The sequence below is a fragment of the Nostoc sp. XA010 genome (assembly GCF_020829625.1).
Lineage (GTDB): Bacteria > Cyanobacteriota > Cyanobacteriia > Cyanobacteriales > Nostocaceae > Nostoc.
Genome location: NZ_JAIVFX010000003.1, coordinates 371,143 through 384,646, shown reverse-complemented (window position 1 = coordinate 384,646; position 13,504 = coordinate 371,143). Strand labels below are relative to the sequence as shown.

Annotated in this window: 12 protein-coding genes and 1 CRISPR repeat array; of the genes, 5 read left to right on the top strand and 7 right to left on the bottom strand. The window is 40.2% G+C overall.

Annotated features, from left to right (window positions below):
- Window positions 1-174 precede the first annotated feature (174 nt).
- Window positions 175-2,343, top strand: coding sequence for a PAS domain S-box protein (locus tag LC608_RS07145; RefSeq protein ID WP_229552863.1), 2,169 nt, complete (start codon window positions 175-177; stop codon window positions 2,341-2,343).
- 282 nt (window positions 2,344-2,625) lie between these two features.
- Here LC608_RS07145 and LC608_RS07140 read toward each other — a convergent pair whose 3' ends face one another.
- Complete coding sequence (locus tag LC608_RS07140; RefSeq protein WP_229552862.1) at window positions 2,626-2,946, bottom strand: hypothetical protein; 321 nt, start codon at window positions 2,944-2,946, stop codon at window positions 2,626-2,628.
- Between the two features lie 43 nt (window positions 2,947-2,989).
- Window positions 2,990-3,243: direct repeats of the CRISPR family, unit length 37 nt; unit sequence AGTTTCAATCCCTATAAGGGATAAGGTGTTTTGCAAC.
- A gap of 300 nt (window positions 3,244-3,543) precedes the next feature.
- Between LC608_RS07140 and LC608_RS07135 the strand changes: the two genes are divergently transcribed.
- Window positions 3,544-4,419 (top strand): phosphodiester glycosidase family protein, encoded by an 876-nt coding sequence (locus tag LC608_RS07135; protein WP_229552861.1) that lies wholly within the window; start codon window positions 3,544-3,546, stop codon window positions 4,417-4,419.
- Between the two features lie 331 nt (window positions 4,420-4,750).
- On the opposite strand, the gene LC608_RS07130 is transcribed toward LC608_RS07135, so the two are convergent.
- A complete protein-coding gene (locus tag LC608_RS07130; RefSeq protein WP_229552860.1) occupies window positions 4,751-4,969 on the bottom strand; it encodes a hypothetical protein in 219 nt (72 codons plus the stop codon).
- A 574-nt stretch (window positions 4,970-5,543) separates the two neighbouring features.
- Here LC608_RS07130 and LC608_RS07125 point away from each other — a divergent pair.
- The gene (locus LC608_RS07125) at window positions 5,544-6,749 is read left to right on the top strand and encodes a histidine kinase (RefSeq protein WP_229552859.1); all 1,206 of its coding nucleotides are present in this window, start codon (window positions 5,544-5,546) and stop codon (window positions 6,747-6,749) included.
- A 196-nt stretch (window positions 6,750-6,945) separates the two neighbouring features.
- On the opposite strand, the gene LC608_RS07120 is transcribed toward LC608_RS07125, so the two are convergent.
- Together LC608_RS07120 and LC608_RS07115 are read right to left on the bottom strand one after the other, a co-directional pair.
- The gene (locus tag LC608_RS07120; protein ID WP_229552858.1) at window positions 6,946-7,971 is read right to left on the bottom strand and encodes a PleD family two-component system response regulator; all 1,026 of its coding nucleotides are present in this window, start codon (window positions 7,969-7,971) and stop codon (window positions 6,946-6,948) included.
- Window positions 7,959-8,159, bottom strand: a complete 201-nt coding sequence (locus LC608_RS07115) for a hypothetical protein (RefSeq protein WP_229552857.1) — start codon at window positions 8,157-8,159, stop codon at window positions 7,959-7,961. The genes LC608_RS07120 and LC608_RS07115 overlap by 13 nt, the downstream gene beginning before the upstream one ends.
- A gap of 596 nt (window positions 8,160-8,755) precedes the next feature.
- Here LC608_RS07115 and LC608_RS07110 point away from each other — a divergent pair.
- Complete coding sequence (locus LC608_RS07110; protein WP_229552856.1) at window positions 8,756-9,016, top strand: chlororespiratory reduction protein 7; 261 nt, start codon at window positions 8,756-8,758, stop codon at window positions 9,014-9,016.
- A 335-nt stretch (window positions 9,017-9,351) separates the two neighbouring features.
- Here LC608_RS07110 and LC608_RS07105 read toward each other — a convergent pair whose 3' ends face one another.
- The gene (locus LC608_RS07105) at window positions 9,352-9,921 is read right to left on the bottom strand and encodes a DUF2854 domain-containing protein (RefSeq protein ID WP_229552855.1); all 570 of its coding nucleotides are present in this window, start codon (window positions 9,919-9,921) and stop codon (window positions 9,352-9,354) included.
- Between the two features lie 308 nt (window positions 9,922-10,229).
- Here LC608_RS07105 and LC608_RS07100 point away from each other — a divergent pair, with 308 nt between their 5' ends.
- The gene (locus tag LC608_RS07100) at window positions 10,230-10,403 is read left to right on the top strand and encodes a hypothetical protein (RefSeq protein WP_229552854.1); all 174 of its coding nucleotides are present in this window, start codon (window positions 10,230-10,232) and stop codon (window positions 10,401-10,403) included.
- A 129-nt stretch (window positions 10,404-10,532) separates the two neighbouring features.
- Here the strand turns inward: LC608_RS07100 and LC608_RS07095 are convergent, their stop codons facing one another.
- Together LC608_RS07095 and ppk1 are read right to left on the bottom strand one after the other, a co-directional pair.
- On the bottom strand, window positions 10,533-10,949 hold the full coding sequence (locus LC608_RS07095; protein WP_229552853.1) for a response regulator transcription factor: 417 nt from the start codon (window positions 10,947-10,949) through the stop codon (window positions 10,533-10,535).
- Window positions 10,950-11,139: 190 nt separating this feature from the next.
- Window positions 11,140-13,320, bottom strand: a complete 2,181-nt coding sequence (gene ppk1 / locus LC608_RS07090; protein ID WP_229552852.1) for a polyphosphate kinase 1 — start codon at window positions 13,318-13,320, stop codon at window positions 11,140-11,142.
- Window positions 13,321-13,504: the final 184 nt, after the last annotated feature.

Sequence of the window (13,504 nt, the reverse complement as noted above, 5' to 3'; positions counted from 1 at the left end):
GATTTATTGATAACTATTATGTATAAATAATCATCCAAAAAAATCCAGATATTACAACTATAACAGATTGTATTTTGCTACCCGTGTTATCAAAATCTTTAAAATATTGTCAGTATTTTTTTTAACGTTTAATCTTAACTGATGGAGGGCATCTGCGGCAGAAAGGGCGATCGCATGAGCAAAAAATGGTATCGAGTCCAAAAGCTAAAAGCAATATTCATCCTAGCATTGGCAGTTGTATTTACTAATGCTGTAGTCTCATATAGCAATACTGTTAAGCTGATTTCCAATCAAGAATCGGTGACATCCTCATATAAAGTGGTTACTGAACTTGAAAGTATTAAATCTAACCTCAAAGATAGTGAAACTGCACAACGTAATTACTTAATTACAGTAGATGCAGATGATTTACAAACCTATCTTGCGGCTTATCAAAAAACTAATAGCAATATTCAAATTATTAGCAAGTTAACTGCTGATAGCCATCAAAAGCGGCAGTGGATTTCTTTGCTGGAGCCAAAAATTAGCAACAGGCTCAACATCCTACAACAAGAGATTTCCCTCAGACAAAACCAGGGATTTGAAGCAGTTCGGCAGCAAATCTTATCTGACAAAGACAAGCAAAGCAGCAAAGAAATCCAACAGCTTATTCACGACTCTTTAGAGGTAGAGCAAAATTTATTACACCAGGGAATGCAGCAGTCGCAAGCAAGTTCCCAAAAAGCAATAGTTACATTTTTTATCGCTGCTGTTGTGGATTTAGTGCTAGTGACGCTGCTATATGACTTGTTGTGGCGTTATATCAGGCAACTTCAGCAGACGGAACTGGCTTTACGCCAAAGTGAAAATCGTTTACGAGCCATGATAGATGCAGAACCAGAATGCATCAAGTTAATTGGCGGCGATGGCATCCTTTTAGAAATTAATGCAGAAGGACTGGCAATGATGGAAGTGGAAAGTGCCGATGTCTTAATTGGTAAACCTATTGATGCCGTAATTGTACCAGAGTATAGAGCAGCATTTGCCGACTTGCATAAAAGTGTCTGCCAAGGTAATAAGGGGACTTTGGAGTTTGAAATCGTGGGATTTAAAGGTACTCGTCGCTACATGGAAACTCATGCTGTACCATTGCGTAACGAATTTGATGGCACGTTCATCCATTTGGCATTGATGCGAGATATAACCCAGCAAAAACAGGCAGAACAGAAAATCCGTGAACAAGGGTTGCTGCTGGATGTATCAAGTGATGCGATTACGGTGCGAAATATCCACAACCAAATCTTGTTTTGGAATCAAGGTGCTGAACGTCTGTATGGCTGGAAGACTGAGGAAGTTGTCGGTAAAAATGTTTTGCAACTTTTGTATAAAGACATTTCACCACAGCTAGAAGATGCTTACTTGAGGGTGATAAATACGGGTGAGTGGCGGGGTGAGTTGCATCAACTGACAAGGGAAGGTAAAGTAATTATCGTTGAAAGTCGGTGGTTACTGATCCGAGATGATAATAGACAACCCAAATCCATCTTGAGTGTGAACACCGAGATTACGCAGCAGAAACAACTGGAAGCTCAACTTCTGCGATCGCAACGTTTGGAGAGTATCGGTACTCTAGCTGGGGGTATCGTGCATGACCTGAACAATATACTATCCCCAATTTTAATGTCAGTTCAACTATTGCAGAAGAAATTGCCCGATTCACAAAGTCAGCAAATACTGCAAACTTTAGAAAATAATGTGAAACGCGGCGCTAATTTGCTCAAGCAAGTATTATCTTTTGCACGGGGCATCGAAGGCAAACAGACAATAGTCCAAATTCAGCCTTTGATGGCAGAAATTGAGCAAATTATCACTCAAACATTCCCCAAATCCATCATTTGCCAGATAGATATCCCTAAAAATCTGTGGTATGTCCGTGGAGACGCAACTCAACTACATCAGGTGCTGATAAATTTAGTAGTCAACGCCCGCGATGCTATGCCCAATGGCGGTACATTGAGGATTGCGGCAGAAAATCTGGTGATTGGTGAACATTCTGCCCGGATCAATATTGATGCTAAAGTGGGTTCTTATATTGCGATCGTGGTAACGGATACTGGTATGGGGATGTCCTCGGAAGTTCAGCAACGGATTTTTGAACCATTTTTTACTACCAAAGAAGTAGGCAAAGGTACAGGTTTAGGACTTTCCACGACTCTGGGTATCATTAAAAATCACGGTGGTTTTGTCAATGTTTACAGTCAGGTAGGCAGAGGTACTCAATTTACAGTGTACTTGCCTGCCTCAAGATTCAGAGACACACATTTACTCTCTCCAGAACTAGAATCAGTTGCAGGAGATGGCTAATAGATTTTGGTGGTGAAAGTATTACAGACAAAAAAAATCCTATCAACCAAAATTTTCTGCTCATGTTGGAAATTGGTTAATAGAAATAAAATATATCAGTTAATATGATACGCCGTTATCACTATTCTTTTGCCTGGACTATATACGGACTCGACTCTTGGGTATTGGTTATGAATCCACCATACTTTTATTCTATTAGACTGTGCAGGTGCGCTACCTGAGATTGAATACCCTGCCTGAGTCATTAGGGTTTCAAAACTATTTGAGTCAAGAACCGTACAATTAAAAGCCGTTAGTCCCTGTATTTGATGTCTGTTTAGGGTCATAGCTACCCTGGTAAGTCGTAAAAATTCTATATCCTGGTAATACTAAAGCAATTCCAGTGTAACTGTGAATTTTACCGGGATATTTATAGGGAATATCATCTGGTACGCTCCCACCAATGCGAATACTAAAACCAAGTAGCCATATATACAAACCAGGTAGTAGTAAATCCATGCTATAAGCAATAGCTCTCATTGCCTCATTTTCTTTGAAAGAAGCATAATTTCTAGCTATAGCGAATTTTTTGGAGATATTTTTCAGGTTTGTGGTTTCTAACATCGTCTTTCAATCCTCGATAGGGATTTAGATTTAGTAAGTTTCAAGCGTTTCAATCCCTATAAGGGATAAGGTGTTTTGGAACGTTTAACTCTGGTTCACCTTAACTGTCAACCCAAATAGTTTCAATCCCTATAAGGGATAAGGTGTTTTGCAACTTGTCGATGAATCTTTCTATGGGGATGCACTTGAGAGTTTCAATCCCTATAAGGGATAAGGTGTTTTGCAACCTTTATTTTGGTCGAGTTTCCAAAGCCTCCAAAAGTTTCAATCCCTATAAGGGATAAGGTGTTTTGCAACGGCTGACCTTTGAAAGCTTTGCTGTATTTGGGTTTTAAGGTTTAGTTTCGCGGATGTGTACATAATAGCAAAGTTTTCAAGCTCTTATAAGAGTGAAAAGTCTTTAAAATGCTTATACAGCAAGGTGTGCGACAGTTCTAATCGAGTAGGGCTTTTGAGAGCATTTTTACTATCAGTTAAAAATTAGCGATCGCTTTAACGAAAATCGAACTACAGAGGCACAGAGAACACGGAGGAATAAGAGTTTGCGAAGTATTATTGCCTAAGTCCTGTTTGAGCTAACTGCAAGTGAGTTTAAATGTGAGAAAAATCAAACTATTGGCTTTGATATTAATTAGTTTGGCAATGGTGTTGTGGTTGAACTTGCGTTTCTCAACACCGTCAATACCAACTGTTGCATCTTCACCACCAAAAACTATCCGCTACTTCGAGCGCACTTTACCCCAAAGCATTGCTCACGTTCTGTTGATTCCAGCTAATAGCAAATTTTTGGTAACTCCTGCATTATCACAGAAGGTAGCCACTGTAGAGGAATTTGCCCAAAAGCATCGAGCCGTAGCTATTTTGAACGCAGGTTTTTTTGACCCAGTTAACCAAAAATCTACATCTTATGTCATCTTATACGGGAAGTTGGTTGCTGACCCCAAGGAAAACGAGCGATTAGTGAATAATCCCAACTTAAAACCTTACCTGGGTAAAATATTCAATCGCGCAGAATTCCGCCGCTACTTATGTGGGCAAACTAACCGCTATGCCATTGCTCTACACAATCAGTCACCGCCAGCAGGTTGTCAGTTAGTCGATTCTATAGGCGCAGGCCCAAACCTATTACCAGAACTCACGTTAGCAAAAGAGGGCTTTGTAGATAATACCAATAAACGAGATGCACTTGGCAGCAACCAACCTAACGCCAGAACTGCCGTGGGTATTACCCGTGATGGGAGCGTTGTTTTAGTGATGGTGGCTCAAAAACCCTCGGCTCCCGCTAATGGGATATCTTTGCCAGCATTAGCTGATTTTATGAAAACTCTTGGTGCTGATCAAGCGATGAATCTTGATGGGGGGAGTTCGTCTTCGCTTTATTACAATGGCAAAACTTTTTACGGGAAGGTTGATTTGGAAGGAAATCCTATAAAGCGTCCTGTGAAATCAGTTTTGCTGGTTCAGGAAAACTAATACTGTGTCAAGCCAACTTTACCTTTTAAGTTCTCTGCGATTTAAAGAGTTCTGGAAATATTCAGTTGACATAGCCGATAACTGATTGTTAACTCACCAAAGAACAGTGTAGCTAGCAAAAGCTCTAATCTTCTTCCAGATGCACTAGTTGTAATGCGCTCGCCAAGCAACTGAAGTGATAGACTAGGACTAAAGGCCCCTTTAGCCTCACTCAAGGAGGGGAATGGATAAAGTTCGCTAACGTCCGCTGACAATCGATTCTGGAAATTATTCATCTGACGATGGTAAGCTGAATAAGGCAATAGGTGAAAAATGCCACTATTAAGCAATTTCAGGAACTTAGCGTAAGTCTGTGGTTCTTGGGGTCGGGGTGATAATAGGCAAAGTAGTCAAGTGTCACGGCAGTTTCTCTAGTATCTCTAGATTGATTTTCTAGGAAAAGTGCTACTTGTGCTATAGTCAAGACTTTCTTGGCAGCCTCGAAAGCAGTGAGTGCTTTCTCTAAAAGTGCGTAGTTTACCGCCGTAGGCATCGCCTCTATGTTATCCAAAGTTTTCTCTTTGGCAATCCATCCCCTGTTCTTCTGGTATAGGGTGGGGGTTCTTGTAGGAAGGCTCGACAAAAGGTGCGCTTCGCAAGTTATAGAGACAGTACATACTTAGCTGTGACTGTTTTCCCAATTATTACTAGGATTGGGTAGAGGCAAAAAAAACACTTCATCGGATGCACTGACGGTTGAGAAAGCCCTCTACAAATTTGGTCTGAACAGTTAACAACTTCCTGATAGATTAGATACAATTAGCGTCTGCGTTTGCTTCGGTGGTTACTTGTTCAAAACAAGTACTCAAATTGACACAGTGTTAAACTTTTCACCTGCTAGCTCTGGCGAAAATTTTTGCTTCAGGGCAAATTAAGACTTATATTCAACGGACTTGGGTGTTTCTTGGAGATAAAGTTAACCAAAACCGGGCAAAAGGGTGAAAAAGATATATCTGATGTCAAAAACGCAGAACTGATAGGAGTATTAAGAATCTAAAATAGATATTAAATTGAAGAAAAAACAACGACCATCGACAACCGTCAGTCTATTTTACTTTCTGTAAAGCGTCGCCGGGTTGTTACCAGTGCTGAAACACGATTACATGCAAGTTTCCCAGGATCAGCCTATTTATTCTGAGGCTCCACTCCAACTGCTACTGTTTGTCGATGGACGACCCAAGTCCCGACAACAAGTGCAGCGAATCCGTGCTTACTTAAAAGAATTGCAGGCTGAGTATAGTTTTGAAGTTGAAACTATTGATGTTGGACAACAACCTTACTTAGCAGAACACTTTAAATTGATCGCAACGCCAGCTTTAATTAAAATCCATCCCGAACCACGACAGGTTCTGGCTGGGAGTAATATCATAGCGCAATTAAAAAACTGGTGGCCTCGCTGGCAAGCGGCTGTAGACGCCTACTTAAAAGTACAGGAAGACTTACAAGAACGTATCGACGACAATCCTAGGGCGACATCACCCAAATCCACTATCCGTTCAGTTGCTGTTTCTGCGGAACTAATTCGACTCTCAGACGAAATTTTTCGCTTGAAACAGGAAAAAGATAACCTCCAAGAGCAGCTACAGTTTAAAGACCGGGTGATTGCTATGCTGGCGCACGATCTCCGCAATCCGCTAACTGCTGCTGCGATCGCTATTGAAACTCTCCAATCTAATTACAATTTAGAGACTGGGCAATTCCAGCGCCTCAAGCCATCAATGACGACGCATTTATTAAAACAAGCCCGCAATCAAACTAAGGTTATTGACCGGATGATTGCTGACCTTTTAGAGGTTGGTCGTGGCAAAGATACAGAGTTGCCAATTATACCACAAAAAGTACAACTGGGTAAAGTGTGCTTAGATGTACTAGAAGAATTGTGCGATCGCTACACCGCCAAATCCCAAGAGGTAGAAACAGATATTCCTAATGACTTGCCTTATGTATATGCTGACCCAGAACGCATCCGGCAAGTGTTAGTGAATCTGTTGGATAATGCCATCAAATATACCCCAGAAGGTGGCAAGATTAGCATTGCCGGATTGCATCGCACTACCCAAAAAGTTCAGTTTAGTATCGGCGATACCGGGCCTGGTATTCCTATAGAGAATCGCGATCGCATCTTTGAAAATCACTTCCGCCTGCAACGGGATGAAGGTACAGAAGGTTACGGGATTGGTCTTTGTTTATGCCAACGCATCATCCTGGCACATTATGGTCAAATTTGGGTAGATTCTGCCCCCAATAACGGAGCATGGTTCCACTTCACACTACCAGTTTATCCTTCTTAGAGATTGGTCAGCCCCTTTGGGGAAGTCAAAAGTCAAAAATTTACCAAGCCCATAAATTTATTTGCTCTGAGTCAACTGAGGTAGTATTTCTTGCACTACGTGTCTCGAAATACATTTTTTATTTTCCATAAATAAATTTATTTGCTCTGTACTTTTTATTTCTGGCCATTCACAAATGACTAATGACAAATGACAATTAAAAACTTGAGACAAAGCGATCGCGCCCCTCAGTCTTTGCTTGGTAGAGTGCTTTATCTGCCTGCACAATCAAATCTGAAGGTGAGGATTCCCAAGTGGGCACAACAGTAGCCACGCCCATACTTAGCGTGACATGCTGACTCACCGCAGACCCATCGTGAACAATTTGCAAATCTTTGATTCCCTCTTGTATCGCTGCGGCAACGTGAAGTGCGCCAGATGTAGGCGTATATGGCAGAATCACAGCAAATTCTTCGCCACCATAACGCGCTACTAAATCCTGATGTTTTTGCACCTTGAGGCTTAATAAAGCACCTACCTTTTGTAAACAGACATCTCCAGCAGGATGACCATATTTATCGTTATAAAATTTAAAATAGTCGATATCACATAAAATCATTGACAGAGGAGATTCCTCTTGTGCCAGATTAATCCACTGAGTATTGAGATAATCGTCAAAACGGCGGCGATTTGCCAACTCAGTTAAGCCATCTACATTGGCGAGGTGGTATAAAGCTTGGTTTGCCGCCTCCAACTGTTTGTAGACTTGTGCTTGCTGTAGCAGGCGACGCAATCGCTGGCGTAATACAGGCCAGTGGATTGGCTTAGTGACATAATCAGTCGCCCCTGCTTCAAAAGCACGGTCTACGGATTCTTCATCATCCAAGCATGTGATCATCAATATGGGAGTGCGCTTCCATATCTTGGATATCACAGTATTATTAAGTCCAGAGTCAGTATCAAAGGTTGCAAGGGCTGAGATTAAATTATTCCTGGCAATCTGGAGCAAGTGCTTACAGCAGGTAAAACCATCCATCACAGGCATTACAGCATCTAGCAAAACTATATCCGGTTTGATAATCTCGTAAGCATCTAAACATTGCTTACCATCATTGGCCTCGACCACTCGATAACCTTCTTGTTCCATAACTTTACGCAACAATACTCGGATGGTCTTGTCATCATCAGCTACTAGAATCAGTGGTGGTTGCTTAGAAACAGAAAATGGAGTTATGCCTGACATGAGTTGCCTTCCACTTGCAGAACTATCCTGAAAAAGGCTGTGCAACTCAATCGCGTGGGGGCGATCGCTCTTTTCATCAATGCCAGGATTTGCGGCAAAGGTGTGTCTGACTTCACAATCAAGTGTTTTTTGATAATAGACTGCTCAAGGTTAATGAGCCAAGCAAGCGGTAGATAACTAAGTTGCATAGACAATCTATAATTGGAACACGAAGGCAATTCTTACCTTTTTGTTCGCCTATGGTTAGGAGAGGAAATATTACTTTTATATTTCCCCATTGTTAAAGTTAAATTGCGATTTTAAAAAAAATTGCAAATCCATACCTTATTTATTTAATTCTGTAGTTGGTTTAGAAACCTAAAGATACAGCGCAAAGCAAAAATCACAAGTGCGCTCAAAAGATAGTTAACACTAAATATTAATATCGCTTGACTCAAATTTATTTAGTCTATTCGACAACGGCTAGAGATTTCTAGTATAATTACATAGAATATAAATTGACCTTAAACAAAGCTTTTTTGTAGATTAATATTGGGTTAATAAAATAATTAAAAATTATTATTTTATTGGGAATATATTTTAGCTAAATAAAAACTTATAGTTATTTATTCTAAAATAAATACACCAAATTAATAAATAATACTCTATAAAATTTAGATATGCTAAATTAAGACTTATTGAATAGATTAATCTTACAATTAATTCAGAATTAGCATATAAAACTGCCATTTTCTTTCACCAAAAATCAAAACCTATTCCCATTCACTTTCACTAAATATTCAAAATGCCAGATTCATTAATGTATCAGCAAGAACACTTTGTTGTTCTAGAAACAAATCAACCAGAACAATTTCTGACACAATCAGAGTTATTAGAAAAGCTCAAAACAACTCTTCAACAACTTGTAATTCAAGATTTGCCGCCTGACTTACAAAAATTTGATAATGCGGAAGCTCAAGCACAATATTTACTTGACACTACCTGCGAATTAGATATTGCTCCTGGGCAATATTTGCAGTGGTATGCAGTTCGTTTAGAAAAGTAACTTTTTAGTTAGCGATTAAAAAGTAGCATAACAGACAATAGATTTGTAGGTTGGGTTGAACTTAAGTGTTACCCAACAAAGTCCTGAGAATGTTAGGTTTTGTTCCTCAACCCAACCTACATTGGAGTTATTTTTTAGGCTTAACCTACGCAGTATTGGAAGCAGGATGAGAGAAGAATTACTCAAAAATACCCTCTTTTATGCCCTGCTCACCCTGCTTATTCGAACCGTATTGGCAAATCCCCAACTTCTTTGATAATTTGGGAGATGCGCGTTTGATTCAGGATTGGTACATAAAAGAATCGAATTTGGGTAACGAGAATTTTTGTTCTTGACTATTGACTAGTGACTAGTGACTCTTTTTGAGTATTGATCAGTGCTAGCTCAATTTTGTTTTCAGATGGCTGGGTTATTTGAACCTCCAATCCAGGACCAAAATAGTTAGTCATTTTTTCCTGCTTTTGTTGCCAGACATCAATTGGTATTAGCGGTGAATCAAATTCTAAAACTAGGGCATAGCTGCCATTAACTTCTGTTTCTCGCAAGCCTGTTACTGTTGGTCGTTCCTGATCTGAAGGACTCAAACCCAGAAAAGCAAGTGTTGTATCTAGATGAGCATCTTGACCGTAACAATATCGGGTGATGTCTTTGCGAATTTTATTTTGGGTGTCAGTTGCTTGCTGTTCCCGCAATATCAATGCTGACGGTGACGTAGTTTCAGTAAAGGGCACTGGCTTTAGTTCATTAGCTTTCAGCGCCAATCCTCCCAATAATAGAGGAATTCCGTAAAAAAATCCGACAAGATTTAATGTGGCATTATTAACACCATAGGCGACGAAACCCATAATGGTTAATATGCCGCCGATAGTTAAACCGAGTGTTCCCAAAGAGATTTTGCGTAGCATGAGCTTAAATTAATATAAATTCTGAATACCTCAGTTTTATTATCATCGGCTATAAATAACTAATTAGGGAAGAACATCCTTCCTAGACAGTAATATTCAACCAACTCCAAATTGGTAGGTTAAGACTGACACGGTAAGAAGTCAAGGGGTTTTGCCTTCTTTGTATAAGAATTTGCGTAGACGCAAGAACACGGATTTCTAAAGCACAAAGTTCGTGTAGTAGACTAGTAAGGGCGTATTATTGCCCCAGAATGTTGGATTTTGAGTTAACTTTAAATTTAAAGGTAGTTAAAGATAGGAAAAAAATAATGGATATACAGACTATAAAAGAACGAATTGCTGTAGTTCAAAGCAAACGCGAGTACCTGTTAGGTCTACTGGAGCAGCCAAATTTGGGAAGTTTGAGAGTTGACGTAAATCAGGCTTTGGAAGAACTGGATGAATTAATTGATGAATTTAGACGCACCATTCCGGTAGAGTAGAAATTATCAAAAATTGCGTCGGTTTAACCGTAAACTTCAGGTTATACCGACGCTTCTTAGTATTATCATGTCCTCAAATCCCCAGAATTCAACTAAGTGTGAGTTAGCGAAGCAATATAGCTGTATAATTTATCCTGCAACCGAACCATCTCCTGTACGCTGACCTAACTGCCTAACTAGTGCAATAAGTTCGCTTGTAGGTACGTCTTTCTTGCAAACGTTATCAAAGTTAGACATTGCCTTTGTCCCCTGAAAATTTACGTCTTCTACTGAGGAGTAAGCAAGGATCTGGGTGTTGGGAGATATAGCTTTAATGTGACTAGACGCACTCCAGCCATCCATGACTGGCATCTGTAAATCTAGAACAATTACGTCAGGATGGCAACGTTTAACCATTTCTATAGCTTCTTCACCATTACTGGCTAAACCTACTACTTGAATATTTTCCTGACAAGAAAAAACTAATTGTAAGGTTAAACGAGTCAGTTCGTGGTCATCAACTACTAGAACACGCAAGGTAGAAAGCTCACAGGATAACATTAACATTAAGGGGAAAGACGAAATTATTTCAGAACAACCTCTCTAGTTTATGAGAAAAAATGCCAGTACTGACTCTATCCTATGGTTGAATAACTTGTGTTAAACCATGACAAATAACTTAGATAACTTCTCAGAAAAATCAAGTTTTCTAAAAAAACTAAGTTGAGCTAGTTGTCAAGGTAGAAGTAACTTATTTTTAATCAATCAGGTTTGAGGGTATACCAGTTGAGCGTAATGCCATGTTAATGAGAATTTTTTGTGAATTAGCTTCTGGAGAATCATCATAAGGACGCCGTTGAACGTAAGTGCCATCGGCTTGTAATTCCCAAGCTTGGCGATTATCTGCAAGCATAATTCCCATAATTTCTTGCAAATCTTTGGCAATATCTGGGTCTTTGACTGGGGTAATTACTTCCACTCGGCGATCTAAATTGCGGCGCATCCAGTCGGCGCTGCCAATATAGATTTCTTCCTGTGTATTGTTATGAAAATAATAAATCCGAGAGTGTTCTAAAAAGCGACCCACAATGCTGATTATGCGAATATTTTCACTAATGTCTTTGAGTCCTGGACGCAAACAGCAAACGCCCCTGATAATTAAGTCTATTTGCACCCCGGCGCGGGAAGCTTCATATAAAGTGGCTATAATTTGCGGATCAACTAGGGAATTCATTTTGGCAACGATGCGTCCAGAAAATCCATTTTGAACATTTTCGATTTCGCGGTGAATTAGTGCCAAAAAGCGATCGCGCATATTCACAGGCGCAACCAGCAACTCTCGATAAGACTTTTGCAGGGAGTAGCCTGTCAAGAAATTAAATAAATCTGTGACGTCAGCACCTAATTCTTCACGGCAACTGAACAATCCCAAATCTGTATACAGTCGTGCCGTTTTGGGGTTATAGTTACCAGTACCAATATGCACATACCGACGTATCCGGTCTTTTTCCCGTCGTACCACCATGACGGTTTTACTGTGGGTTTTCAGCCCCACTAAACCATAGACAACATGAACCCCGACTCTTTCTAGTCGTTTTGCCCAGTAAATATTATTCTCCTCATCAAATCGTGCTTTTAATTCCACCAGTACGGATATCTGTTTACCATTTTCGGCGGCGGCAATTAAGGCGTTGACGATGGGCGAGTCGCCAGAAGTCCGGTAAAGGGTCATTTTGATGGCTAAAACATTCGGATCGTAGGCAGCATGGGTAATAAAACGCACTACTGTAGCCGAAAAGGATTGATAGGGATGGTGTACAAGCAAATCCTTTTCCCGAATCACAGCAAAAAAGTCTTTTCCTTCGTCCGTCTCCAGCGTATCTGGGTCTAAACTCGGTTCCCTGAGTCTTTGCAAACGTAATGGTACAACAGATTGGCGTGGTGGATCTTTGAGTTCCGGCAATGGCAAGGACATAAAATACATTAAATCCCGCAGTCCCAAAAGACCGTCTACTTCGTAGAGATCGCTTTCTGTTAATTCCAAATCATGCAATAATCGCGATCGCACTATTTCAGGAGTCTGGGATTGAAGTTCTAACCGGACTGGACTTCCACCCAAGCGCCGTTTTCGCAATTCCTGTTCGATGGCAAACAACAAATCATCTGCTTCATCTTCTTCTAAGATCAAATCGGCATCACGAGTAATGCGGAACGGATGATATTCTTGAATATTCATCCCTGGAAATAGAGATTCCAAGTTATGAGCGATCGCTTGTTCTAAAGGTACACCAGTCCAGTGGGCAAGTTTGTCGTTTTTCTGATCTCCCAACTCCGGCGGTATCGGTAAAAATCGGGGGAGAACACTGGGGACTTTAACTCTGGCAAAGAATTCTTCTTCGGTGTCTGGGTTTTTGACCACAACAGCCAGATTCAGACTGAGATTAGAAATAAAAGGAAAGGGATGACTAGGATCAACAGCCAGAGGAGTCAAAACTGGAAAGACTTGTTCCTCAAAATAACTGTTGAGATGAGTCCGTTGTTTTTGATTCAAATCTATGTAATCCAGAATATGGATACCGTGATTTGCTAATAGGGGACGAAGTACTTGCTCAAAATGTTGATGCTCTTTCTTTACCTGGGGAGTGAGGGTAGACCTAATATCGTCTAACTGTTGTTGTGGTGTCCGCCCATCGGAAGTTAACAAGCTGACTTTCGCCTCTACTTGTTGCTTTAAACCAGCAACGCGTACCATGAAAAACTCATCTAAATTAGAGTTGAAAATTGCTAAAAACTTTAGGCGTTCTAGAAGGGGTGTGCGATCGTCACAGGCTTCATGTAATACCCTGCCATTAAATTCTAGCCAGCTTAACTCTCGGTTAAGATAATATTGTGGATCGTTTAGATTGATGGGATTGGCGCTTTTTTTCGATTTTGCCATAATGACTTAAAGGCAGGGAGATATAGCCCATTTAACTGGGGGATACTAAACATAGTAAGTTAAATGGTGCTTGAGTGTAACGCTGAGACAACAGTTAGTAATAGCTAAGTTTTACAGCAGCTTTTAATCATCTGAAATACAGGTTTTCGAGAGACTTAGATCCGCAAACCATATTTCTGATAAT